At 64.2% G+C, this 23,075-nt stretch carries 20 protein-coding genes; 16 read left to right on the forward strand and 4 right to left on the reverse strand.

Annotated features, from left to right (window positions below):
* Window positions 1-51: 51 nt before the first annotated feature.
* From AADX97_RS03310 to ppsR, 4 genes are all read right to left on the reverse strand, one after another.
* The gene (locus AADX97_RS03310; protein WP_374231575.1) at window positions 52-318 is read right to left on the reverse strand and encodes a hypothetical protein; all 267 of its coding nucleotides are present in this window, start codon (window positions 316-318) and stop codon (window positions 52-54) included.
* A 30-nt stretch (window positions 319-348) separates the two neighbouring features.
* Window positions 349-1,554 carry a geranylgeranyl diphosphate reductase gene (locus AADX97_RS03315; protein WP_374231576.1) on the reverse strand — a complete coding sequence of 402 codons (1,206 nt, stop codon included), beginning with the start codon at window positions 1,552-1,554 and terminating at the stop codon, window positions 349-351.
* A 95-nt stretch (window positions 1,555-1,649) separates the two neighbouring features.
* Window positions 1,650-2,558 (reverse strand): chlorophyll synthase ChlG, encoded by a 909-nt coding sequence (gene chlG, locus AADX97_RS03320; protein WP_374231577.1) that lies wholly within the window; start codon window positions 2,556-2,558, stop codon window positions 1,650-1,652.
* Between the two features lie 44 nt (window positions 2,559-2,602).
* The gene (gene ppsR, locus AADX97_RS03325) at window positions 2,603-3,988 is read right to left on the reverse strand and encodes a transcriptional regulator PpsR (RefSeq protein WP_374231578.1); all 1,386 of its coding nucleotides are present in this window, start codon (window positions 3,986-3,988) and stop codon (window positions 2,603-2,605) included.
* 570 nt (window positions 3,989-4,558) lie between these two features.
* Between ppsR and bchF the strand changes: the two genes are divergently transcribed.
* The 16 genes from bchF (at window position 4,559) to pufA (ending at window position 22,783) form a co-directional block, all read left to right on the forward strand.
* Window positions 4,559-5,080 (forward strand): 2-vinyl bacteriochlorophyllide hydratase, encoded by a 522-nt coding sequence (gene bchF / locus AADX97_RS03330; protein WP_374231579.1) that lies wholly within the window; start codon window positions 4,559-4,561, stop codon window positions 5,078-5,080.
* On the forward strand, window positions 5,077-6,363 hold the full coding sequence (locus tag AADX97_RS03335) for a ferredoxin:protochlorophyllide reductase (ATP-dependent) subunit N (protein WP_374231580.1): 1,287 nt from the start codon (window positions 5,077-5,079) through the stop codon (window positions 6,361-6,363). Before bchF ends, AADX97_RS03335 begins: the two co-directional genes overlap by 4 nt.
* A 4-nt stretch (window positions 6,364-6,367) precedes the next feature.
* Window positions 6,368-7,957, forward strand: coding sequence for a ferredoxin:protochlorophyllide reductase (ATP-dependent) subunit B (bchB, locus tag AADX97_RS03340; RefSeq protein WP_374231581.1), 1,590 nt, complete (start codon window positions 6,368-6,370; stop codon window positions 7,955-7,957).
* Window positions 7,932-11,669, forward strand: coding sequence for a magnesium chelatase subunit H (locus AADX97_RS03345; protein WP_374231582.1), 3,738 nt, complete (start codon window positions 7,932-7,934; stop codon window positions 11,667-11,669). Before bchB ends, AADX97_RS03345 begins: the two co-directional genes overlap by 26 nt.
* Before the next feature lie 23 nt (window positions 11,670-11,692).
* Window positions 11,693-12,577: a ferredoxin:protochlorophyllide reductase (ATP-dependent) iron-sulfur ATP-binding protein gene (gene bchL, locus AADX97_RS03350; RefSeq protein WP_374231778.1), complete on the forward strand. Its 885-nt coding sequence runs from the start codon at window positions 11,693-11,695 to the stop codon at window positions 12,575-12,577.
* Window positions 12,577-13,278 (forward strand): magnesium protoporphyrin IX methyltransferase, encoded by a 702-nt coding sequence (bchM, locus tag AADX97_RS03355; protein WP_374231583.1) that lies wholly within the window; start codon window positions 12,577-12,579, stop codon window positions 13,276-13,278. The genes bchL and bchM overlap by 1 nt, the downstream gene beginning before the upstream one ends.
* 282 nt (window positions 13,279-13,560) lie before the next feature.
* Complete coding sequence (puhA, locus tag AADX97_RS03360; protein WP_374231584.1) at window positions 13,561-14,328, forward strand: photosynthetic reaction center subunit H; 768 nt, start codon at window positions 13,561-13,563, stop codon at window positions 14,326-14,328.
* A complete protein-coding gene (puhB, locus tag AADX97_RS03365) occupies window positions 14,325-14,981 on the forward strand; it encodes a photosynthetic complex putative assembly protein PuhB (RefSeq protein WP_374231585.1) in 657 nt (218 codons plus the stop codon). Before puhA ends, puhB begins: the two co-directional genes overlap by 4 nt.
* Window positions 14,982-14,996: 15 nt before the next feature.
* A complete protein-coding gene (gene puhC / locus AADX97_RS03370; RefSeq protein ID WP_374231587.1) occupies window positions 14,997-15,452 on the forward strand; it encodes a photosynthetic complex assembly protein PuhC in 456 nt (151 codons plus the stop codon).
* A gap of 262 nt (window positions 15,453-15,714) precedes the next feature.
* The gene (gene puhE / locus AADX97_RS03375) at window positions 15,715-16,653 is read left to right on the forward strand and encodes a putative photosynthetic complex assembly protein PuhE (RefSeq protein ID WP_374231588.1); all 939 of its coding nucleotides are present in this window, start codon (window positions 15,715-15,717) and stop codon (window positions 16,651-16,653) included.
* Window positions 16,654-17,048: 395 nt separating this feature from the next.
* Entirely contained in the window at window positions 17,049-18,704 is a 1,656-nt protein-coding gene (gene bchE / locus AADX97_RS03380; protein WP_374231589.1) for a magnesium-protoporphyrin IX monomethyl ester anaerobic oxidative cyclase, read from the forward strand.
* 103 nt (window positions 18,705-18,807) lie between these two features.
* Complete coding sequence (gene hemN, locus AADX97_RS03385; RefSeq protein ID WP_374231779.1) at window positions 18,808-20,079, forward strand: oxygen-independent coproporphyrinogen III oxidase; 1,272 nt, start codon at window positions 18,808-18,810, stop codon at window positions 20,077-20,079.
* Complete coding sequence (bchJ, locus tag AADX97_RS03390; protein WP_374231590.1) at window positions 20,076-20,684, forward strand: bacteriochlorophyll 4-vinyl reductase; 609 nt, start codon at window positions 20,076-20,078, stop codon at window positions 20,682-20,684. Before hemN ends, bchJ begins: the two co-directional genes overlap by 4 nt.
* Window positions 20,685-20,802: 118 nt before the next feature.
* Entirely contained in the window at window positions 20,803-22,101 is a 1,299-nt protein-coding gene (locus AADX97_RS03395) for an AMP-binding protein (RefSeq protein WP_374231591.1), read from the forward strand.
* A gap of 252 nt (window positions 22,102-22,353) precedes the next feature.
* Window positions 22,354-22,497, forward strand: coding sequence for a light-harvesting antenna LH1, beta subunit (gene pufB, locus AADX97_RS03400; RefSeq protein ID WP_007191960.1), 144 nt, complete (start codon window positions 22,354-22,356; stop codon window positions 22,495-22,497).
* A 25-nt stretch (window positions 22,498-22,522) separates the two neighbouring features.
* Entirely contained in the window at window positions 22,523-22,783 is a 261-nt protein-coding gene (gene pufA, locus AADX97_RS03405; RefSeq protein ID WP_007191961.1) for a light-harvesting antenna LH1, alpha subunit, read from the forward strand.
* The last annotated feature ends 292 nt before the right edge of the window (window positions 22,784-23,075 follow it).

The following is a 23,075-nucleotide window of genomic DNA, read 5'->3' on the forward strand; positions in this document are numbered from 1 at the left end:
CTGCCGGTAGATCCTTTTCCGGAAATCAGCTTAAACCGCGCCAAGCGCGGTTTAAGCGCGCCAGCGCAGGGCCAGATCGGCGAGATGTGCGATCAGGGCCAAGGCCAGCCAGAGTCCGATCCAGACCCACTCGGCGCCGGTCAGGGCAAAACGTACCGCAGCCAGCAGGAACGCGCCCGCGAGCAGCAGTCCGACCAGATCGCGCGGAGCGACACCTTTCCCCGTCACGCGGTGCATAACAGTCAGTGCGATCGCCTCCACCACGACCAAGCCGAGGATCAGATCGATCAAGCGCCCGTTTGCGAAGAGCTCGGCCACGCTGTTGCCTCCCGGAGTGCTCGCGTCCCGTCAGCGTGCCGAAACGAAACCCAGGAGGTGCGCCATGTCCTTGAAGAAGATCCGCAGATGGGCAGCCGGCTTGGCACGGACCAGACGCTTGTTCATGTAGGCTTCCCAGGTCAGATACTGCACGTCCGGGTCTTTGCACATGCTCACGAAACGCTCGCGACGCTTGTCGCTGGCGTACCAGAAGTGCTGCATCATCCCCAGCACCCAGAAGACCTTGCCATGGGACTTCATGAAGCGGACCCGCGCGGTCTTGAGTGCGCGCGCATCGCCGGTGGCGAGAAAGGTGTCGACCGCGTCACCGGCCAACCGTCCGCCGACCAGCGCGTAATAGATGCCCTCGCCCGAGGCGGGGGCCACCACCCCGGCGGCATCGCCGGCCAGTACTAGGTCGCGACCGTTGTCCCAGCGCTTGAGCGGTTTCAGCGGGATGGGAGCGCCCTCGCGCCGCAGGGTCTCCGCGTGCTCCAGTCCCGCGCGGCGACGCAGCTCGGTGGTTGCGCCTTTCAGCGAGAAGCCCTCGACCGCGGTGCCCACGCCGACGCTGGTGGTGTCGCCGTGCGGGAAGACCCAGCCGTAGAAGTCCGGCGAGATGTCGCCTTGGTAGTAGACATCGCAGCGCGTGCCGTCGAAGTCGGCCGGACCGCCGTTGGGCGGGGTGCGCACGATCTCATGATAGGCGGCGACATATTTGATCTTGTCGGCGCCCGGAACGCACTGCTTGCCGACCGCCGAGTGTGCCCCGTCGGCGCCGATCACGGCACGGGCGCGGACCCGCTCGGACGCGTTGCCGCTGCGCCCGGCGCCAGGTCGATAGCGGATGAGTGCCACGCCGTCGGTGTCGCGCTCGACCGCCTCGAAGGTGCCGGTGCGCCGCTCGGCCCCGGCTTGCGCGGCGCGCTCGCGAAGCCACTCATCGAAATGCTCGCGATCCACCATGCCGACGTAGCCGCCGTTGATGGGCATGTCCACACGCTGGTCGGACGGTGAAACCATGCGGGCTGAGTTGACCTGATTGGCCAGCATGGATTCCGGGATCTCGAACTCACGCATCGCCTGTGGCGGGATGGCGCCGCCGCAAGGCTTGATGCGCCCGCCGCGATCGAGCAGAAGGACACGGCGCCCGCGCTTGGCGAGATCGGTTGCGGCAGTTGCACCGGCGGGCCCGCCACCGACGATCACGACGTCGAATGTTTCAAGAGTTGTCATCGCATGCTGGCCCTGATGTTGGGTAAATCGAAGTGTTCCGAAGCCCGGAGCAAAGGCGCCGGGCAGGCGCGATCAAGTCGTTTGTCGAGCTTGGCTCAAACGAGAAGCCCGCGCACGGCGAAGGCGCTGATCATCATACCGGTCACATAGACGCTGACACCGAGTCCGCTGAACCAGGTCGCCCGCTCGCGCGGACTCTGCAGGAAGCGAATCATCAGCAGCAGTTGGATCAGCAGGACCACGCCGACGGCGATGGCGTGGGCCGGCGTGTCCCAGGCGAGAAGCAGCGCGATCACGATCGCCTGAGGCACAGCCATCACGATGCTGGCCAGGCGCGCGGCCCCGTCGACACCGAGTTGAACCGGCAGCGAGCGCACGTTCATCTGCTTGTCGCCCTCGATCGCCTTGAAATCATTAAGCGTCATGATGCCGTGCGCGCCGATGCTGTAGAGCACGGCGAGCGCGAGGATCCGCCAGTCCGGCATGGCGCCTCCGAGCATGACGGCGGCCCCGGTGACCCACGCCAATCCCTCGTAGGAAAATCCGACGGCGAGGTTGCCCCACCAGCCGTTGCCCTTGAGACGAAACGGCGGTGCGCTGTAGGCCCAGGCCAGAGCCATGCCGATCAGCGATGCCCCGAAGACCCAGGGTCCGAGCACCCAAGCGAGCAGCAGCGAGACCGCGGTCCAGATGAGTGCGAGATAGAGGCCCCAACGCCCCGGGATCCGCCCCGAGGGGATCGGGCGATTCGGCTCGTTGATGGCGTCGACGTGACGGTCGTACCAGTCGTTCACGACCTGACTCGTTCCGCACATCAGGGGGCCGGCCAGCAGCACTCCGGCGAGCAGGAGCCACCACTGCTGCAGGATGGGTGCGCCTGAGGACACGACGCCGCACGCGAAGGCCCACATCGGCGGGAACCAAGTGATGGGATGCGATACTTCCAAGATCGCGGGCATGGACGGATAGGCGGACGCTGCCGCAGGCAAGGCGCTTCGATTCATGCCGCTCACTTGTCGGATGGCGCCGATGGCTCGGCTGCTTGGTCTCAAATCCCGTAACGGTCGATTTTGACGTATAGGCTTTGGCGGCTCAAGCCCAGCAACTCGGCCGCCGAGGCTCGATTATCTCCGGTCAGCTTCAGTGCCGCCTCGATACAGAGCCGTTCGATGGTGTCGGTCGATTCGCGCACCAACTCCTTGAGGGGAACGCGTCCGACCCGGTCGGTGAGCTGATCGAGCCAGCGAGGCTGCTCCGGATTTGTCGGTTGCTCGGCGTGCAGGCGGCGACCGACATCTCGGATGAAGAACCCGAAATAGGGGCGCTCCCCGTTGCGGACTGCGGCGGCCGAGATCTCGATATCGGTCGTGGATCCATACTCGCCACGCAAGGTGGTCGCGAAGAGCCGGACCGTGTCGTGCTGGCGCAGGTTGGCCATCAGCACATTGAGGTCTACGCCCGGACGCCCGAGCCAACGGTCGAGCGACTCGCCTCGCGCCTGTTGCTCCGCGGCGATCTCGGTCAAGGCCAGGAAGGTGTTGTTGGCACTCAACACCCGACCGTCCGCATCCGTGATGACGACACAGTCCGGTGCGTTCTCGAGGACGCGAAGATAGCGAGCCCGGTTCTCCGGCAAGGTGAAGGTGGCGCTCTCGGCGATGATCGGCGACAGACGAATGAGCAGAAAAGAGAGGTTCTCCTGGCGCAGCAGCGAGGCCGAGACCAAGAATTCCTGCATGCCGTCGGCGAGCTTGGCCCGCACGTCGTCCGCCCGACCGGCGGCTCGAACGGCGGCCAGAAGTCCGTTGATCGACTGTGTGCCCTCGGTGTCGAATCCCTCCGGGAAGGGACGGCCGATGACCCGTGTCGGCGATTCGCCGAGGAGCTGTCCGGCGGCGGGATTCGCCTCGACGACCCGCTGGGTCGGCGCGTCGATGATGAGGATGGCCTCCGAGACCATGCGAAACAACAAACGATAACGAGTCTCGACCTGGCGGAACCGCCAATAGTCGCGCTCGAGGGCTTGTTGTGCGTCGACAAGCTGCTGTTGCAGGGCGGCCATGCCCTGGAGGTTGCGCCCCAGCGCAACCACACTTGTTCCAAGACGCAAAGCCCGGTATTGGATCGGGATATCGGTCCCGCGTACGGAGGGATGGTTGACTTGTCGCCAACGGGTGACGCGGGAGTCAGATGCCTCGCTGAGCAAGGCTTCGAGATTTGCGCGGCTCTCCGGCAGCACGGTGGTCAGCCAGGGGTGTCCGACCCAGTCCCTGCTGAGCTCGCTCGAAAGATCCTCGCTGCCGAACGAGATGTCGCAGACGATGCCCGCTTGATTGACCACGACCGCAATATCGGTTGCGCCTTCAACCAACGTCGCCGCCGTTTCGGCATCGAGGGTGCCGAACGATTCCTTCGGGGCTCTGAACGGACTCACGACGACCAGACCCTCCAATGTCTCGGGGCGCGCCCGCGCAACCCGTTATCGATGCCGAGAGCGGCCGGCTCGCCGGAGCGCTCTAGACGGAGCGGCATGCCCGTCGGTATCCAACACCCGCACCGTTGCGCCAGGCGGCCTCGAGCGCATCGTTCGACGCGGCTTCCGGCTTCTAACGGATCCTGTCTGGTATCGATGATCACAAGAGACCGCTTGCGCCGCTCGGGGACGTCATTCGTCAACGAAAAAATACGCCGAGGCGCGAGGTGCCTGCCGCCCTGTCGCTCCAATCTGGATCGTCCGAGCGCCGCCGTTGTGCGGAGTCCGAGTCGGGGGCCTTGCCGCAGTCGTTGCTTCTTCGCTGCGGGGCGCAGCTGCTGCCGATGGCAACGCAGAAACGCCGGTTCCACTGTCGGGCTCACTACCCTATTGTGGTGCCTGGTGCGGGGTTGTCAAGTCAGGTTTACGTAAAGTTTGGTTGACGCATCTCTGAAAGCGGACTAGATTCGTCATATGTAGAACGCGACGACGGATCATACCCTAGTTCGCCAACTGATGAACCATCCTGGAATGCAACCGCAGCAACGCAGACCTCTCTACACACCGGAGGAGCGCCTCCGCCGCGACGAGTCCCCGTGGACGCTGGTCCAGGGCATACTTGCGCCTGTGCAGTTTCTGGTCTTTCTGGTGAGCCTCTTTTTGGTGCTGCGTTATTTGGCGACAGGCGATGGCGCGTTCGCCGCGACCGTCTCGATCGTCGTCAAGACGCTGGTGCTCTACGCCATCATGATTACGGGCGCAATCTGGGAGCGTGTCGTCTTCGGGCGCTATCTCTTCGCGCCCGCGTTCTTTTGGGAAGACGTCTTCAGCATGCTGGTGCTGGCCCTGCACACCGCCTATCTGGTGGCCCTCGCCACCGGCGCGCTCGGTATGCGAGGACTCATGTGGTTGGCATTGGCCGCTTATGCGGCTTATGTCATCAATGCCGGCCAGTTCCTGATCAAGCTGCGCGCCGCCCGACTCGATCAGGCCCTCGACCAAGCGCGCGATCAGGCAAAGGATCGCGAGACCCTCGCGGAGGCGGCCGAATGAGCGGGCTGCAGACGCACGATCGGGGATCCGCCGCCGGCGATAGGCTCCCGGTCGTCACGCGCGAGCGCGGCCAGCGGCAGGTGTTCTGCGGCCTGGCCGGAATCGTCTGGCTGCACCGCAAGATCCAGGACGCCTTCTTTTTGGTCATCGGCTCGCGCACCTGTGCGCACCTACTGCAGTCCGCGGCTGGCGTGATGATCTTCGCCGAGCCGCGTTTTGCGACGGCGATTCTACATGAGCGCGATCTTGCCGGTCTGGCAGACTGCAACGCCGAGCTGGATCGCGTGGTTGCGGAGGTGTTGGAGCGGCGCCCCGACATCGGCACCCTCTTTCTGGTCGGCTCATGTCCGTCGGAGGTCATCAAGCTCGATCTGGCGAAGGCCGCCGAGCGTCTATCCGCTGTCTATCGCGGACGGGTGCGAATCCTCGACTATTCGGCGAGCGGTCTGGAGACGACCTTCACGCAAGGCGAGGACGCCTGCCTGAAGGCGCTGGTGCCCGAGTTGCCGCAGCTGCCGAGCGGCGAGCGCTCGCTCTTGGTCCTCGGAACCTTGCCCGACGTGGTCGAAGATCAGCTCGCCCGACTCTTCGCCGAGCTGGGGATCGGGCCTCTGCACTTCCTGCCGCCGCGCCGGACCACCGAGTTTCCTCCCCTGGGCAGCGGGACCAAGGTCCTGCTGGCCCAGCCCTTTTTAGGGGAGACGGCGCGGGCCTGTCAGGCGCGGGGGGCCAGTCTGCTGTCCGCGCCCTATCCCTTCGGGATCGAAGGCACGCTCGGCTGGCTGCGTGCGGCGACCGAGGCGTGGGGCGTAACGGGCGAGGTACTCGACGCCGTGACGGCGCCGGCGATCGCGCGGGCGCAACGCGGACTCGCGCATCATCGCGCGTCTCTCGAGGGCAAGCGCATCAGCTTTCTTCCGGATTCGCAGCTTGAGATCCCGCTTGCGCGCTTCCTGCAGCGCGAATGCGGCATGGAGCTGGTCGAGGTCGGCACACCCTTCCTGGATCGTCAGCTCATGGCCGAGGAGATGCGTCTCCTGCCGGAAGGCGTGCGCCTCACCGAGGGTCAGGATCTCGAACGCCAGCTCGATCGTCTGCGCGAGGATCGTCCCGATCTCACGGTCTGCGGTCTGGGTCTGGCCAATCCGCTGGAATCCGAAGGTTTGCGGACCAAGTGGTCCATCGAGCTGGTGTTCACGCCGGTCCATGGCTTCGATCAGGCCGCCGATCTTGCCGAGCTCTTCGCGCGGCCGCTGCGGCGTGCCGCCTTGCTGCGGGTCTGACGCGATGCAGCTCACACTCTGGACATACGAAGGACCCCCGCACATCGGCGCCATGCGCGTCGTTGCCTCCATGGAAGGCGTGCATCTGGTCCTGCATGCGCCGCAGGGCGACACCTACGCGGATCTGCTCTTCACCATGATCGAGCGGCGCGGCACCCGTCCGCCCGTGTCCTATACAACTTTCCAGGCGCGCGAGCTCGGCAGCGATACCGCGGAGCTGGTCAAAAACAGTGTCGGCGACGCCTTCGAGCGCTTCAAGCCGCGCGTGCTCCTGGTGGGCGAGGCCTGCACGGCCGAGCTGATCCAGGACCAGCCCGGTGCGCTGGCGCGCGGGATGGGTCTGCCGGTGCCGGTCCTGTCGCTTGAGCTGCCGGCCTATGCGCGCAAGGAGTGCTGGGGTGCCAACGAGACCTTCTATCAATTGGTCCGTGGTCTGCTGAAGCCCCGCGTCCCGGAAGCGGGGCGTCATCCCGAGCCCAGACCGGCCGATCGGCGCCCGCGTGCGAATCTGCTCGGCCCGACGTCGCTGGGTTTCCGCTGCCGCGACGATGTGGAAGAGGTCACGCGTCTCCTCGCCTCGGTCGGCGTGGATGTCCATGTGGTCGCGCCTCTGGGGGCGACCCCCGAAGACCTGCTCCGGATCCCGGAGGCCGACTTCAACGTCTGTCTCTATCCCGAGACGGCTGATCAGACCTGTCTGTGGCTGGAGCGTAGGTTCGGTCAGCCGACGGTGAAAACGGTGCCGATCGGCATCGGCGCGACCCGTGATTTTCTCGACGAGGTCGGGCGCATCGCCGGGATCGACGTGGCTGATGCCAAGTCGCCGATTTCGTCTAGAATGCCCTGGTACTCGCGGTCGGTGGATTCGACCTACCTAACCGGCAAGCGTGTCTTCATCTTCGCCGACGCAACCCATGCGGTCGCAGCGGCGCGGATGTGTGCCGAAGAGTTGGGGTTCACGGTCGTCGGCATCGGGACCTATGCCCGCGAGTTTGCTCGCGAGGTTCGGGAATGCGCGAAACGCTACGGGGTCGAGTCGCTGATCACGGACGACTATCTCGAGGTCGAGAAACGGGCGGCGGAGCTTCAGCCCGAGCTGATGTTGGGCACCCAGATGGAGCGCCACATCGCCAAGCGGTTGGGTATTCCCTGCGCGGTCATCTCGGCGCCCGTGCATGTCCAGGATTTCCCGGCGCGGTATGCGCCGCAGATGGGTTTCGAAGGTGCGAACGTGATCTTCGACACCTGGGTCCATCCCTTGATGATGGGGCTCGAAGAGCATCTTATCACCATGTTTCGGGAGGACTTCGAGTTTCACGATGCGGCGACGCCGTCGCATCTCGGCTCGCGGGTCGGCGCGAGTCGGCCCGCCGGGTCCGAGTCGCAAGCAGCGGCCGAGCCGGCGGATCTGCCGGTTTCCGACGATGCTTCCACCATCACTTGGGCACCGGAAGCCGAGCAGGAGCTGAAAAAGATCCCTTTCTTCGTGCGCGGCAAGGCGCGTCGGAATACCGAGCGCTTCGCGGAGGAACAGGGCATCCAGACCATCACTGTGGAGACGCTCTACGATGCCAAAGCGCACTTCGGCCGCTGACAGGCGCGCCTCGACCACGGACATTACCCCGGTCCGTGTGGTCATTGTGAATCTCGACGGGCACCTCGCCGGTACGACCGAGCGGGCGCGTCCGTCATTGCAGCGCGAGCTGCCCGGTCTGCAGCTGAGTCTGCACGCCGCGACCGAATGGGCCGATTCCCCGGAGATGCTCGATCGCTGTCGCGCGGACCTCGCCCGCGGCGACATCATCATGATCACCATGTTGGTCATGGAAGAGCACTTCAAACCCATCCTGCCCGCGCTGGCGGCCCGTCGTGACGACTGCGACGCCATGATCGTCTGCATGTCGGCCGGCGAGCTGATGAAGATGACCCGGCTCGGCGGCTTCAAGATGGACGGATCCCCGGGCGGCCCGATGGCGCTGCTCAAGCGTCTGCGCGGCGGCAAGGAAAAGAAACAGAGTGCGGGCGCCCAGCAGATGTCGATGCTGCGACGCATCCCCAAGCTGCTGCGCTTCATCCCGGGCACCGCCCAGGACGTGCGTGCCTATTTCCTGACCCTCCAGTATTGGCTGGCCGGCTCGGACGAGAACCTGGGCAACATGATCCGGTTCTTGGTCGACCGCTATGCCGACGGCCCGAGGCGCCATCTGCGCGGGACCATCAAGGCCGCGCCGCCGGTCGAGTATCCGGACGTCGGGCTCTATCATCCGAGAATGAAGGGCCGGATCTCCGATCAGCTCGCGAGCCTGCCGCCCGTCAACGGCCGCCCCAACGGTTGCGTCGGCCTGCTGCTCATGCGCTCCTATGTGCTGGCCGGCAACGCCGCCCACTACAACGGCGTGATCGAGGCGCTCGAGGCTCGCGGCCTGCAGGTCGTTCCGGCCTTCGCGAGCGGTCTGGACGCGCGCCCGGCGATCGAGCGGTTCTTCCTCAAGGACGGCAAGGCGACGGTCGACGCCGTCGTCTCGCTCACCGGCTTCTCCTTGGTCGGCGGGCCGGCCTACAACGACTCCAAGGCCGCCGACGAGATCCTGACCAAACTGGACGTGCCCTATCTCTCCACCCTGGCGGTGGAGTTCCAGCATGTGGACCAATGGGAGGCGTCGAGCCAGGGTCTGCTCGCGGTCGAGGCGACCATGATGGTCGCCATCCCCGAGCTCGACGGCGCGACCGGCTCCATGGTCTACGGCGGTCGCAGCGGCGGCGGCTCGGGCGACGGCGCACGCGATATGCAGTCGCACGGCGAGCGCGCGCAACGCTTGGCCTCGCGTGTGGAGCGTCTGGTGCGTCTGCGTCGGGCCAAGCGCGCCGAGCGCAAGGTCGCCATCGTCCTCTTCAACTTCCCGCCGAACGCCGGCAACACCGGTACGGCCGCCTATCTGTCCGTCTTCGCCTCGCTCTATCACACGCTCAAGACGATGCACGCGGAAGGCTACAAGGTCGATGTGCCCAAGGATGTCGACGCGCTGCGCGAGCAGATCGTCAACGGCAACTCCGGGCGTTTCGGCTCCCACGCCAACGTGCATGTTCGCATCCCGGTCGACGATCATGTCCGGCGCGAGCCCTGGCTGGCCGAGATCGAGGCCCAGTGGGGTTCGGCACCCGGCAAGCAGCAGACCGACGGCGGCTCGCTGTTCGTGCTCGGCGCCCAGTTCGGCAATGTCTTCGTCGGCATCCAACCCGCCTTCGGCTACGAGGGTGACCCTATGCGGTTGCTCTTCGAGAAAGGCTTCACCCCGACCCATGCCTTCTCGGCCTTCTATCGCTGGATTCGCGACGACTTCGGCGCCCATGCGGTGCTGCACTTCGGAACGCACGGCGCACTCGAGTTCATGCCCGGCAAGCAGGCCGGTCTCTCGGGCGCCTGCTGGCCGGATCGTCTGATCACGGATCTGCCGAACGTCTATCTCTACGCCTCGAACAATCCGTCCGAGGGCACCATCGCCAAGCGGCGTGCCGCGGCAACCCTGATCAGCTACATCACGCCCCCGATCGCCCACGCCGGACTCTACAAGGGTCTGATCGATCTGAAGGGCTCGATGGAGCGCATGCGCGGTCTGCCCCCCGAGGAGAAAGACGAGCGCGCCGAGTTGGCCGTGCTGATTCAGGCCCAGGCCGCCGAGCTTGATCTGGCAGAGCTTGAGCCGACCTGGACCGACGATGCGGAAAGCCGCATCGCCAAGCTCCACGACAAGGTGCTGGAGCTCGAATACACCCTGATCCCGCATGGGCTGCATGTCGTCGGCGAGGCGCCGAGCGAAGAGGAGCGGCTCGACCTGCTGCTCGCGGTCGCCGAGGCGTCCAAGGACATGCACCCGACGCGCGCGGCCGTCGAGGCACTGGTCGCCGGCAAGACGCCCGAGAAGGCGCTCAAGGCCGGCAGTATGGCCACCTCCCACGAGAACCTCGAGCTGTTCCGCGAGCTGGCCGAGACCGACCGGCTTCTGGTTCAGGACACCGAGACGCCGGCCATCCTGCATGCGCTTGACGGTGGCTTCATTCGTCCCGCGCCGGGCGGCGATCTGCTGCGTACCCCGGCGATCCTGCCGACCGGGCGCAACCTGCACGGTTTCGACCCCTTCCGTCTGCCGAGCACCTACGCGGTCAAGGACGGCGCGCGCCAGGCCCAGCGTCTGATCGAGCGTCACATGTCGGAGGAGGGCAACAGCTTCCCCGAGACCATCGCGCTCGTGCTCTGGGGGACCGACAACCTCAAGACAGAAGGCGGACCGATCGGACAGGCCCTGTCGCTGCTCGGCGCGCTCCCGCGTTTCGACAACTATGGCCGTCTGGCCGGCGCGACCCTGATCCCGCTCGAAGAGCTGGGCCGTCCGCGTGTCGACGTGGTCATGACGCTCTCGGGCATCTTCCGCGATTTGTTGCCCCTGCAGACTCGCTTGCTGGCCGAGGCCGCATTCCTTGCCGCCCAAGCCGACGAGCCGCTTGAGCAGAACTTTGTGCGCAAGCACGCACTGGCCTATCAAGAGGCGCAGGGCTGCGATCTGGAGACCGCCTCGCTGCGGGTCTTCAGCAACGCCGACGGGGCTTACGGCGCAAACGTCAACTACCTGGTCGACAGCAGCAACTGGGACGGTGAGGACGAGCTGGCCGAGACCTACACGCGTCGCAAGTGCTTCGCCTACGGGCGCTCCGGTCAGCCGGTCCGTCAGGCCGAGCTGCTCAAGAGCGTACTCTCCACCGTACAGTTGGCCTACCAGAACCTCGACTCGGTCGAGCTGGGCGTGACCACCGTCGACCATTATTTCGACACCCTCGGCGGGATCACCCGCGCGGTGGGGCGCTTCAAGGGCGATGACGTCCCCGTCTATATCGGCGATCAGACCCGCGGTGACGGCGTGGTCCGCACCCTGGCCGAGCAGGTCGCGCTCGAAACGCGCACGCGTATGCTCAATCCCAAGTGGTACGAGGGCATGCTCAAGCACGGCTACGAGGGTGTGCGCCAGATCGAAGTCCATGTGACCAACACCATGGGTTGGTCGGCGACCACCGGTCAGGTCGCGCCCTGGGTCTATCAGCAGCTCACCGAGACCTATGTGCTCGACGAGGAGATGCGCAACCGTCTCGCGCAGCTCAACCCGACGGCATCGGCCAAGGTCGCGAACCGGCTGATCGAGGCCCACGAACGCAATTACTGGTCGCCCGATGCGGCCACGCTGGAGGCGCTGCGTCAGGCCGGCGAGGAGCTTGAAGACCGTCTTGAAGGCATTATCGAGGAGGCCGCCGCGTGACGGTCCAAGAGATCCCGGCCGGCATGCTCGGCGACTTTCCAAGGCACTTGGACGGCGAAGGCAGCGTTCAGGTCCAGCTTGATCCGGATATCCGAATCGATACAGCCAAGGTCTTTGCCGTCTACGGTAAGGGCGGTATCGGCAAGAGCACGACCTCGTCGAATCTGTCGGTCGCCTTTTCCAAGCTTGGCAAGCGCGTCCTGCAGATCGGCTGCGACCCGAAGCATGACTCGACCTTTACGCTGACCAAGTGCTTGGTGCCGACGGTCATCGACATCCTCGAATCCGTGGACTTCCATGCCGAGGAGCTGCGGCCGAGCGACTATGTCTACGAGGGCTACAACGGCGTGATGTGCGTGGAGGCGGGCGGGCCGCCGGCCGGCACCGGCTGCGGCGGCTATGTGGTCGGCCAGACCGTGAAGCTGCTCAAGCAGCATCACCTGCTCGAAGACACCGACGTGGTGGTCTTCGACGTGCTCGGCGACGTGGTCTGCGGCGGGTTTGCCGCGCCGCTGCAACATGCCGAGCGTGCGCTGATCGTCACCGCAAACGACTTCGACTCCATCTTCGCGATGAACCGCATCGCTGCGGCGATCCAGGCCAAGGCCAAGCATTACGGCGTGCGCATCGGCGGCGTCATCGCCAATCGCAGCGTGAACACCGACGAGATCGATCGTTTCAACGACGCGGTGGGTCTGAAGCGGCTCGCCCATCTGCCGGACCTCGACGTCATCCGGCGCAGCCGTTTGAAGAAGTCGACGCTGTTTGAGATGGACGATGCAGACGGACTCGAGCATGCCAAGTCCGAGTATCTTCGCCTGGCTCAGATGCTGTGGGACGGGGTCGAGCCATTGGACGCGCAGCCCATGCGCGACCGCGATATCTTTGATTTTCTGGGGTTCGATTGATGGCTAACGGCTCGTATCAAGAGCGCCGCGAAGAGATCGAAACCTACTTCGATCGCACCGCCGCCGACGCCTGGCGCAAGCTGACATCCGATGTGAAGGTCAGCCGCATCCGGGCGACCGTGCGCGCGGGCCGCGACGACATGCGGGCAACCCTGTTGAATTGGCTGCCCGCCGATTTGACGGGCAAACGACTGCTCGACGCCGGTTGCGGAACGGGCGCCCTGGCCTTCGAGGCGGCGCGGCGGGGTGCGGAGGTCGTGGCTATCGACGTTGCACCGACCCTGATCCGGATCGCGCAGGAGCGCACCCCGGAGGATCTCGGTCCAGGGTCGGTCCGTTTCGAGGCCGGCGACATGCTGGATCCGGCGCACGGCCGATTCGATCACGTGGTCGCCATGGATTCCTTGATCCATTACGTACCGGCGGATGTGGTGAAGGTGCTGGCCGGGCTGGCCGGGCGAACCGGTGGCTCAATCCTCTTCACCTTCGCGCCCAAGACGCCCGTGCTGGCGGTCATGCACGCCGTCGGTCAGCTCTTTCCGCGTGGCAACCGTTCGCCTGCGATCGTGCCGGTCGGACCGGATCGCCTGCGCGCGCTCCTGGCCGCCGAGCCGGCGCTCGCGGGCTGGGAGCCGCAGCGGACCCGGCGGATCGCCGTCGGTTTTTATACGTCGCAGGCACTGGAGTTGGTGCCGGCATGAGCCGTCGAGTGTGGAGCTGCGAGACTGCCGTTCGCGCGCCCATGCGTGTGGCTCCGCTGCCTGTTGCGGCGCGGCGCTCGGGTGTCGTCTCGGGCTGGCGAGTGCCGGCCCTTTCACTGGCAAGGGGGGCGTTTATCACATCGAGATCCAGAGCATCTTTCCCCGCGTTGGCCGCCATTGACCCGCTCGTCGCTCCCCCGAACGAACCCGGTCATCGGCAGTTACCGCGCTTCGGCCTAACCGGTTCCCGCGGTTAGTCTTTCGTCCTACGGAGGTCACCTCATGTCAGCAGCCATCACCAGCTATATCGACGTCGCTCAGCTCGTCCTCTATGTCTTCTGGTTCTTCTTCGCCGGACTGATCTTCCACCTGCATCGTGAAAACAAGCGGGAAGGCTATCCGCTTGAGTCCACGCGTGGCGGTAACGTCAAGATCGAAGGTTTCCCGTCCATGCCGGAGCCGAAGACCTATCTGCTTCCGCATAACGGCGGAACCGTCTCCGTGCCGCGTGTCGAGGCCGCCGAGAAGGTCAATGCCACGCCCGCTCAGCCGTATCCGGGCTCGCCGCTCATCCCGATCGGCGATCCGATGCTCTCCGGATTCGGTCCGTCTGCATCCCCGGACCGTGCGAAGCACCCGGATCTGACCTACGAGGGCGCGCCCAAGATCGTCCCGCTGCGCGTTGCCACCGACTTCTCGATCGCCGAGAAGGATCCGGATCCGCGCGGTATGTCGGTTGTCGGATTCGACGGCGAAGTCGGCGGAACCGTAACCGACGTCTGGGTCGATCGCTCCGAGCCGCAGATCCGTTACCTTGAGGTGAAGGTCGCGAAGGGCGGTAAGCAGGTTCTGCTGCCGATCAACTTCACGCGCTTCGACAAGAAGAACCGCAAGGTCAACGTCAAAACGCTCGCAGGCAAGCACTTTGCGAACGTGCCGGTTCTGGCCAAGCCCGATCAGATCACCCTTTATGAAGAGGACAAGATCTGCGCCTACTATGCCGGTGGCCAACTTTACGCAACTGCGGATCGGTCTGAGCCTCTCCTGTGAGAGAGTATGAGTTCGAGCCCATTCGGGGCTTGCCCGAGCATCTTCCTCCCGGCGAGGAGATGCTCTGGCAGGGTGCGCCGCGCTGGAGCGCTCTGGCGCGGCGCGCTTTTCATGTTCGGAAGGTCGCCGTCTATTTCGCCATCATCCTGATCTGGAGGATCATCGCGGATCTCTCCGGGGGGGAGACCACGGCAGAGATCCTAGTCGGTGCGCTCTGGATCCTGGCCCTCGGTGTCGTCTCGATCGGCGGCCTTGTGCTGCTCGCTTGGGCGATGGCGAGATCCACGGTCTACACCATTACAACGCGTCGCGTGGTGATGCGTTTCGGTGTGGCACTGCCGATGATCGTGAACTTTCCGTTTGCTCAGATCCATTCCGCGCAAATGAAGCGCTATCGCGACGATACCGGGAACATTCCCATCATCCTGGTTGCATCCGCGCGGACGTCTTATATGGTCTTGTGGCCGCATGTTCGCCCCTGGCATTTCGCCCAACCGCAGCCGATGCTCCGGGCGATTCCCGACGTGGCTCGGGTCGCCGAAATTCTCTCGGATGCCCTCAACCGTTATCTGGCCCAAACAGAAACGGGTGCGGCCCAAACCGACCTGGACACGGACGATCGCGTCGAATCCGATGCTGCACCGACATCCTGAAGAAGAGGTTGAATCTTGACTGAATTGCATGATCGTCCGTTTCCGCGGGGCATGCTGATCGCGGTTGCCTCGCTGATCGGGTTTACGATCCTGGCCGTCGCTGTCGCAAGACTCACCGGCTTCGATCCGAGCCAGGCTCCCGTCTCGCCCGAGGTTGTGGTTCGCGATTTGAGTTTCGTCGAGGTCGGCCAGGGCGACTTGGCGGTTTACGATGCCGAGTCCGGGGTGCTGTTGGAGACACTCCCGCCGGGCGAGGACGGTTTCATCCGCGGCCTGCTTCGTACGCTCGAGCGCGAGCGTCGGATGCACAGCGTCGCTCTGGATGGACCTTATCGGCTGAGCCTTCGCGAGAACGGTCGCTTTACCTTGGAGGATCAAACGACCGATTTCTACATCGATCTCAGGGCATTCGGTCCGACCAACGAGGCCGCTGTCGGCCGATTTCTATCGGCACAGCCATCGCTTCAGTAAGGTTGTGGCCGGGTATTCGGGCGAGCGCTGCCCTCTGCGCGGCCGCCGTCGCGACGACGCGAAGAATGCTCGTGCGGCGTCTCGCCTGTTATTATCCGACGCCCCGACCTCGATATTCCGTGTCCGCAGGATCGGCGCCAACCGAGCGACGCGTCGGTTGATCCACGACCCGGCGTCGGCGAGGTCCTTCGCTGCAAGGCAGGGGTGATCTCGGAAGGAGAGTTGTTCCGATCGCCATCGGCCAGAGAATAAGGCGAATTGCATGCTCGAATATGGTTACCCCGTTCTTTTCGCGCTCGGGCTCTGGTGGTTCAGCACGGGTGTGGTGCTCTATCTGGACAATCTGCCGGGTCGCACCTTTGGTTGGACGATGCTCGGCGGCTCCGCGGTGCTGGCCTTTGCCGTCTTTGCGCTTGTCGTCAGCAGCACATCCACTTCTCTGAGCGCGGCCTACATCGCCTTTACCTCCGGTGTGGTGGTCTGGGGCGTGTTGGAGATGAGCTATTTCACCGGTCTCTTGACCGGGCCGCGCAAGACGCCGTGCCCACCCGGTTGTGCGGCCTGGAAGCGCTTCGGTCTCGCCATTCTGACCAGCCTCTATCATGAGCTCGCGGTCCTCTCGGCGGTGGCCTTCCTGGTCTTGATCACATGGGGCGAGCCCAATCAGGTCGGGACCTGGACCTTCGTGGTGCTCTGGCTGATGCGCTGGAGCGCAAAGCTCAATCTCTTCTTGGGTGTTCCCAATTTAAACGACTGGTTGCCCGAGCATCTGGCGTATCTGAAGTCCTACATGCCCAAGCGGAGCATGAACCTCTTGTTTCCGATCTCGGTGACCCTTGCCACCCTGATCGTGGTTCTAATGGTGTCCAGTGCGCTGAATCCGGGTGCGAGCGCGTTCGAGGTCGTGAGCCTGATCCTGGTGGCGACCCTTTTGGCGATGGGGATCCTCGAGCACTGGTTCCTCGTGCTTCCCCTGCCGGATGAAGCGCTCTGGGCCTGGGCGTTGCCTGCGCGGGATGCCGACGGGGAACCGGGCGGGGAAGCGGATGGAGAAGGCGGTCGGGGCGGAACGCGGTCCGATGGATCGCCCCGCAGAATGGCCGCCTCCCGAAAAGCGTTGCGGCCACGGACGGCCTCGCCGTCACCCGGCCGCTGCGCCGTGGGCGGTCGAGGCGGGGCTCCGATAACGGAGCACCCATGAACCCGGGACAAGGGTGTGTCGGGACTCTCGGCCGCAGGTGCGCTTTGATCCGAGCCCGAGACTCGGCTAGGCTTACGCCCGCGTCGATCACGGCGACTCGCGGAAGACGACGTCGCAGCGCCCGGCCCGGTTGACGCGAATCATATCGAGACGCTCGGGAATCAGCTAAGGTGTGAAGCAATGCGCGCCTGGACGGCGCGATACGAAACGACCCGATTCGGACAGGCTCGAGCTCTAGGCCAACGCATCGCGGAGGCACCGCGTCCGGGTGACCTCGCGACTCGGTGTTGCCGCCGGTCCCGCTGGCTCGATGAGCTCGGCTACGCCCGAGATCGGACTGATGCGGTCAGGCTCGAAGGGCCGTTTGCCGTTCGACCCGTTCCTGAGGAATTCTCATGCGTATTTTGATGATCCAGCCAAATTATCACTGTGGTGGTGCGGAAATCGCGGGCAACTGGCCACCCGGTTGGGTCGCCTACATCGGAGGTGCGCTCAAGCACGCGGGCATGACGAACATCCGGTTCATCGATGCCATGACCTACGATATCCCGGATGAGAAACTGCGTGAGATCATTCGAGTCAACCAGCCCGACGTGGTGCTCGCCACCGCCATCACCCCGCAGATCTACAAGGCGCAGACCACGCTGCAGATCGCCAAAGAGGTGCTACCGGATTGTGTTACCGTGCTCGGCGGGATCCATCCGACCTTCATGTATACCCAGGTCTTCAGCGAGGCGCCCTGGATCGACTACATCGTGCGCGGCGAGGGCGAGGAGATCGCGGTCGCACTCCTGCAGTCGATCGAGGCGGGAACCCATCGGAAGGATCGCAAGCGGATCTGGGGGATTGCCTATATCGACGACGACGGCCAGGTGGTCGCAACACCGGCGCGGCCGGTCATCGAGGACTTGGATACCTTGACGCCGGATTGGTCCCTGCTCGACTGGGACAAATACATCTATACCCCGCTCAACTGCCGGGTCGCCGTGCCGAACTTCGCGCGTGGCTGCCCCTTTACCTGCCGTTTTTGCTCGCAGTGGAAGTTCTGGCGGAAATATCGTCATCGCGATCCCAAGAAGTTTGTCGATGAGGTCGAGACCCTGGTTCGGGACTACAACGTCGGCTTCATGATCCTTGCCGACGAGGAGCCGACGATCTTCCAGAAGAAGTTCGTCGCACTCTGCGAGGAGTTGATCAAACGCGATCTCCCGCTGCACTGGGGCATCAACACGCGGGTGACCGACATCATGCGCGATCGCGAGCTGCTGCCCTTGTATCGCAAGGCCGGTCTGGTCCATGTCTCGCTCGGCACCGAGGCGGTCTCGCAGTTGAACCTCGACACCTTCCGCAAGCAGACCACGGTCGAGCAGAACAAGCTGGCGGTCAAGCTCCTGCAGCAGGCCGGAATCGTCGCGGAGGTCCAATTCATCATGGGTCTCGAGAACGAGACGCCCGAGACCATCGAGGAGACCTACAAACTCGCCCAGGACTGGAAACCCGACATGGCGAACTGGAACATGTACACGCCATGGCCTTTCGCGGAGCTGTTCGAGGAGTTGGGCGACAGGGTGGAGGTTCGCGACTACTCGAAGTACAATTTCGTGACGCCGATCATGAAGCCCGAAGCGATGACGCGCGAGCAGGTGCTCAAGGGCGTGCTGAAGAATTATGCGCGCTTCTATATGCGCAAGAGCTTCTTGGAGTATCCTTGGATCAAGGACAAGTTCCGCAGGCGCTACATGCTCGGCTGCCTCAAGGCATTCGCCAAGACCACGGCGTCGAAAAAGTTCTACGACCTTGAGCGGCTCAAGATGAAGGGAATGTCGACCGAGGTGGATCTGGGCTTCGATGCATCCAAGGTCCTCACTGCAGACGAGATCGCGCAGTTGAAGCGGGATCGCCCCGAGCTGTCTGCCGATATGAACTTCAAAGGGACGCCGGTCAAGGTCGTGGCGTGTGGCGCTCCGGACGATCTGCAGGTTTCGGAATCGGATCTCCCGGTCAGGCCTGCCGTCTCCAAGCCCAAGATGACAGCAGTCCAACCTGACTAAACGGGTTCAAGACATGGCGCCTCCACTCCCTTCAAGCCTACCGATCGAGCTTCTCGAGCGGTTCGGACATTTACCGCCGGGATGTGCCTTGGCGACATCGCAAATGGGCGGTGACGCGTCGTTCTCGGATTCGAACTATAAGGAAGCGCTCATGGGGCTTCGTCAAAGCCCCGACGAGCACGTTTCGGTATACGTGCACGTGCCCTTCTGTCACGTGCGCTGTCTCTACTGTGCGTGCAATACCACCATCACGCACAGCGAGGAGAAGGTCGACCAGTACCTCGACGCCCTCGACCGGGAGATGGGGCTGGTGACCGACATCATCGGCCGCGGTCGGGTCACCGATCAGCTACACGTCGGAGGTGGCACGCCAAACCATCTCAACGAGCCGCAACTGGCTCGCCTCATCGAGACCGTCGAGCGTCACTTCCGGATTTCGGATCGAGCCTGTACCTCGATCGAATGTAATCCGCGCCGCACCTCCGCCGGTCAGCTCGACCTCCTATACGGCCTCGGTTTCAAGCGCATCAGTTTCGGTGTGCAGGACCTTAACTCAGATGTACAGCGCGCCATCGGCCGCGTCCAGTCACTCGATATGGTGCGCGACGTCTTTCTAACCGCACGCGACACCGGGTTCGAGAGCATCAATCTCGACCTGATCTACGGCCTGCCCTTCCAGACGCCGGAGGGGTTTCAGGCGACACTCGACCAGATCGTCGCGCTCGGGCCGGATCGTGTCGCCTGTTTCAGCTACGCTCACGACCCCGTGAGCAGGCCCCACCAGCACGCCATCAGTGCAGATCAACTTCCGTCCGCCGCCGAGAAGCTGGCCCTGTTCCACCAAGCCGTGCAGTCCTTCTCGGCGGCAGGCTATCGATGGGTCGGTCTGGATGTCTTTGCTCGTGAGGCCGACGAGCTGACCAGTGCCCAGGACGAGCGGCGCCTTTATCGCAACACAATTGGCTACACCCCGATGCCCGCCAAGCAGGTGTTGGCCTTCGGTCCGAGCGGGATCGGCGAGGTTGGAGGTGCACTGGTTCAGAACGCGCCGGACCTCAAGACCTGGCAGCGTTGTTTGGACTCCGGGCTGCTTCCCGTGTCCTGGGGGCGTCGTCTGAGCGAGCAGGATCGGCGCCGCCGCGAGGCCATTCTCTATCTGATGTGCAACCTCGAGCTCCCCGCGTCATCCGCGCATGGCATAGAGCTCGAGTACGAGAGCCTCTGCCGCGACGGCGGACGCGGCCTACTCAAGGTGACGGACGACGGGATCCGGGTCACCGAGGAGGGTCGTTATCTTTTGCACGGACTCTGTGTCGAGCAGGACGCCTCCGTCGACTGGGGATGCACCCAGTGGCGCGCGACGGCCGGTTCTTGAGCCCGTCGACCGGGCGCGGCCCGACCGCGGCAAAGGTCGGTCCGAATGCCATCATCCGCGTCGCCGAAGCGCTGGAGCAGGCTTGCGGAACGGATGTCGTCGGGCGGGTCTTCCGGGCCGCGGATCTTGAGCCTTACCTGACGACCTTGCCGACTGAGATGGTCAAGGAGCAGGAGGTTTCGCGCCTTCAATCGGCCCTGCGCGAGCAACTGGGCCTGGCGTTGGCTCGGTCCGTTTCGATGGACGCGGGTTTGCGCACCGGCGACTATCTACTCGCCAACCGGATCCCTCGCCCGGTCCAGCGTCTCCTGACCTTCCTACCCGCGCGCTTGGCGAGCCGCATCTTGATCTCGGCCATCCGCCGCAATGCCTGGACCTTCGTGGGCAGCGGGGTCTTCGACGGCACCCCTGGGCGTCCCACCCGTCTCACCGTGACCGACGGTCCGATCTGTCGCGGCGCGGAGGCGAGCGAGCCGATTTGTGATTTCTACGCCGGTAGCTTCGAGCGGCTGTTTTCAAAACTCGTCCATAAGAATGCCCGCGTGACGGAGATCGCCTGCCAGGCCGGCGGCGCGGAATCCTGTGTCTTCGAGGTCCGCTGGTAGCGCGTCTTTCGTGAGTGCTCGTCCAGATCCGATGGACAGTCTCGATCTCCGGCTACCATCCCAACCAGATTCGGCCTATCGGGCCGTTCTCGTCGGCGGCGAGCGATGGGACGGTTCGATGCTCGAAGCGCGCGTACGGCAACGGGCCTCGTTTCTCCAGGCTCGGGGTCTCAAGCCCGGCCACGTCGTCCTCTGTCCCGACGCCCCCGTTCTTGATGTGCTCTTGATGAGCAGCGCCGCAGCGCGGCTCGGTGTTGCCGTGTTTCCCTTTCGTGCCGGCCTCGGACGCGCGGAACTGGATGCTCTGGCTGTCGCAACGGGGACCGAGTGGCAATGGCAGCCCGAGTCCGGTGTCCTTGTAAGCACCGATGTGCTTTCCGCCGTGATGATCCCGCAAGCATCGCCGGTTGCTCGATTGGTGAAAACGAGCGGCAGCAGCGGGCAACCTAAGGTCGTCATGCTGAGCGCGAAAAATCTCCAGATCTCGGCCGCCGCCGTCAATCGACAGCTCGGGTTTGGCGTCGACGATGTCTGGCTCTGTTGTCTTCGATTGAGCCATGTCGGCGGGTTGGCGATTCTGGATCGCACTGCGCTTGCGGGGGCGAGTCTTGTTCTGCACGAGCGCTTCGACGCGCAAACGCTGGCCGAGGATCTGCACCGGCATGCCGTGACCCATGTCTCCCTGGTGCCACCGATGCTGGATCGTCTCTTGGGTGTCGACGCGACCCCGCCTAGGAGCCTTCGTGTCCTCTTGGTCGGCGGCCAAGCACTCAGCCCGGCGCTCGCCGAGCGCGCGCTGGCCGCGGGATGGCCGCTCTATCTCACCTATGGAATGACCGAGACCGCATCCCAGATCGCGACCTCGGCCCGTGCACTGGAGCGCGTTTGCGTTGATGGCAGCATCGGCCCGCTCCTTCCCGGCGTCGAGATCGCCTCCGGCCCGCCCGAGACCAGCCCGGCTCGGTTGAGAGTCCGCGGTCCGATGGTCATGATCGGCTATGCAAATCCGCAGCGGCTGCCGGGGCGGGGCCTCGATGACGGCTGGTTCGAGACCTCGGACCTCGGCGACGTCGGCGACGACGGTGAGCTGCGGGTTGTCGGGCGGGCCGACGAGGTTTTGGTCATCGGCGGCACCAATGTCTCGCTTGCACGGGTCGAAGCCGTGCTACTTCAGGCTCCAGGTGTTGCCGAGGCGGTGGTGGTCGCGCTCGACGATCCGGTTTGGGGCCACCGCATGGTTGCGATCTATCGCGGCAAACCGGACGAGCCGGCTCTTTGTTCCTGGTGCGAGCAAGCCTTGTCGGGCGCCGAGCGCCCTCGCGCGTTTAGGCGAGTCGCCGAGCTTCCGCTCCTTGATTCAGGAAAATATGACCGGAGCCTGATCCGCGCCATGGCGCAAACCGCCTCGAAGGCTTGAATCCCGAAGACTTGTGTTATCCCCCGCCGCTCCTCGGCATCCCAATCACAGAGTCGGCTGACCACAAGAATTATATGTAAATCGGCCTTGACACATGCGACTGTCAGGTTAAACTAACACTTGTGGATCGCACCTCGCATCCGGGTTTCCCGGACTCGACGGCAAGCAGGCAGCGCCTTCCACACGTCGGAGTGTCCTGTCCGGGATCGCCGGGCGGCACTCGCACCAATCCCTCAGCCGGAGGTTATTTCGATGGCCGAAATGAAGAACCTGTCGGGTCTCACCGACGAGCAAGCGAAGGAGTTCCACGAGCATTGGAAGCATGGCGTGTGGAGCTGGGTCATGATCGCGACTCTGGTCCACGTGATGACGTGGGTCTACCAACCCTGGTTCTGAGCTCTGAGCGACAAGGAGAATATTTATGCAAGTCCCGTATTTGATGGCCGACCCCTCCATTGCCAAACCCGATCATCCGGAAGAAGACTGGAAGATCTGGACCGTGATCAACCCGGCCACCTGGATGGTTCCGTTTTTCTTCATCCTGTTCATCCAGATGTGGTTGGTCCACTCCTACGCGTTGAGCCTGCCGGGCTACGGCTTCAAAGACAGCGTGCGCGTCGCCGAGCCCGCTGCGATTGCCGCCCCGGCTCCGGCCGCTCCGGCCGCTCCGGCTGCCCAATAAGCGGCGCCATCGGCTGAGTCCTCAGCCGATTCCTCGCGGCCTGGGAGGCTGTCCGACTTCGGTGCGCAACGCGCTCGCGCGAGATTCCGCGGTTTCGAGCATGTCGAAGCCGCCGAAATCTGCGTAGTGCACTGGCTTTGATCATTGCGTGACCGGTTTTCGGCGATGTCCAGACCGAGATCCGATAAGTCGGACAGACTCCTGGTGGCGGTCCTTCGGACCTGAGCCTAGGTCACCGGCGGTGCATCCCCGCCTGTGCACCGACCGAAAAAGCCCGACGACGGCCGGAGTT

This window comes from Thiocapsa sp. C2-2m (genome assembly GCF_041903745.1).
Classification (GTDB): domain Bacteria; phylum Pseudomonadota; class Gammaproteobacteria; order Chromatiales; family Chromatiaceae; genus Thiocapsa; species Thiocapsa roseilacustris.

What these genes read in the sequence shown, in the direction of transcription:
- pufA (WP_007191961.1), top strand. Translation starts at nt 22,523, where the DNA reads ATGCAAGTCCCGTATTTGATGGCCGACCCCTCCATTGCCAAACCCGAT.
- bchM (WP_374231583.1), top strand. Translation starts at nt 12,577, where the DNA reads ATGGCTAACGGCTCGTATCAAGAGCGCCGCGAAGAGATCGAAACCTAC.
- bchE (WP_374231589.1), top strand. Translation starts at nt 17,049, where the DNA reads ATGCGTATTTTGATGATCCAGCCAAATTATCACTGTGGTGGTGCGGAA.
- bchF (WP_374231579.1), top strand. Translation starts at nt 4,559, where the DNA reads ATGCAACCGCAGCAACGCAGACCTCTCTACACACCGGAGGAGCGCCTC.
- puhA (WP_374231584.1), top strand. Translation starts at nt 13,561, where the DNA reads ATGTCAGCAGCCATCACCAGCTATATCGACGTCGCTCAGCTCGTCCTC.
- chlG (WP_374231577.1), bottom strand. Translation starts at nt 2,558, where the DNA reads ATGAATCGAAGCGCCTTGCCTGCGGCAGCGTCCGCCTATCCGTCCATG.
- AADX97_RS03315 (WP_374231576.1), bottom strand. Translation starts at nt 1,554, where the DNA reads ATGACAACTCTTGAAACATTCGACGTCGTGATCGTCGGTGGCGGGCCC.
- bchL (WP_374231778.1), top strand. Translation starts at nt 11,693, where the DNA reads ATGCTCGGCGACTTTCCAAGGCACTTGGACGGCGAAGGCAGCGTTCAG.
- hemN (WP_374231779.1), top strand. Translation starts at nt 18,808, where the DNA reads ATGGGCGGTGACGCGTCGTTCTCGGATTCGAACTATAAGGAAGCGCTC.
- puhE (WP_374231588.1), top strand. Translation starts at nt 15,715, where the DNA reads ATGCTCGAATATGGTTACCCCGTTCTTTTCGCGCTCGGGCTCTGGTGG.
- pufB (WP_007191960.1), top strand. Translation starts at nt 22,354, where the DNA reads ATGGCCGAAATGAAGAACCTGTCGGGTCTCACCGACGAGCAAGCGAAG.
- AADX97_RS03345 (WP_374231582.1), top strand. Translation starts at nt 7,932, where the DNA reads ATGCCAAAGCGCACTTCGGCCGCTGACAGGCGCGCCTCGACCACGGAC.
- AADX97_RS03335 (WP_374231580.1), top strand. Translation starts at nt 5,077, where the DNA reads ATGAGCGGGCTGCAGACGCACGATCGGGGATCCGCCGCCGGCGATAGG.
- AADX97_RS03395 (WP_374231591.1), top strand. Translation starts at nt 20,803, where the DNA reads ATGCTCGAAGCGCGCGTACGGCAACGGGCCTCGTTTCTCCAGGCTCGG.
- bchB (WP_374231581.1), top strand. Translation starts at nt 6,368, where the DNA reads ATGCAGCTCACACTCTGGACATACGAAGGACCCCCGCACATCGGCGCC.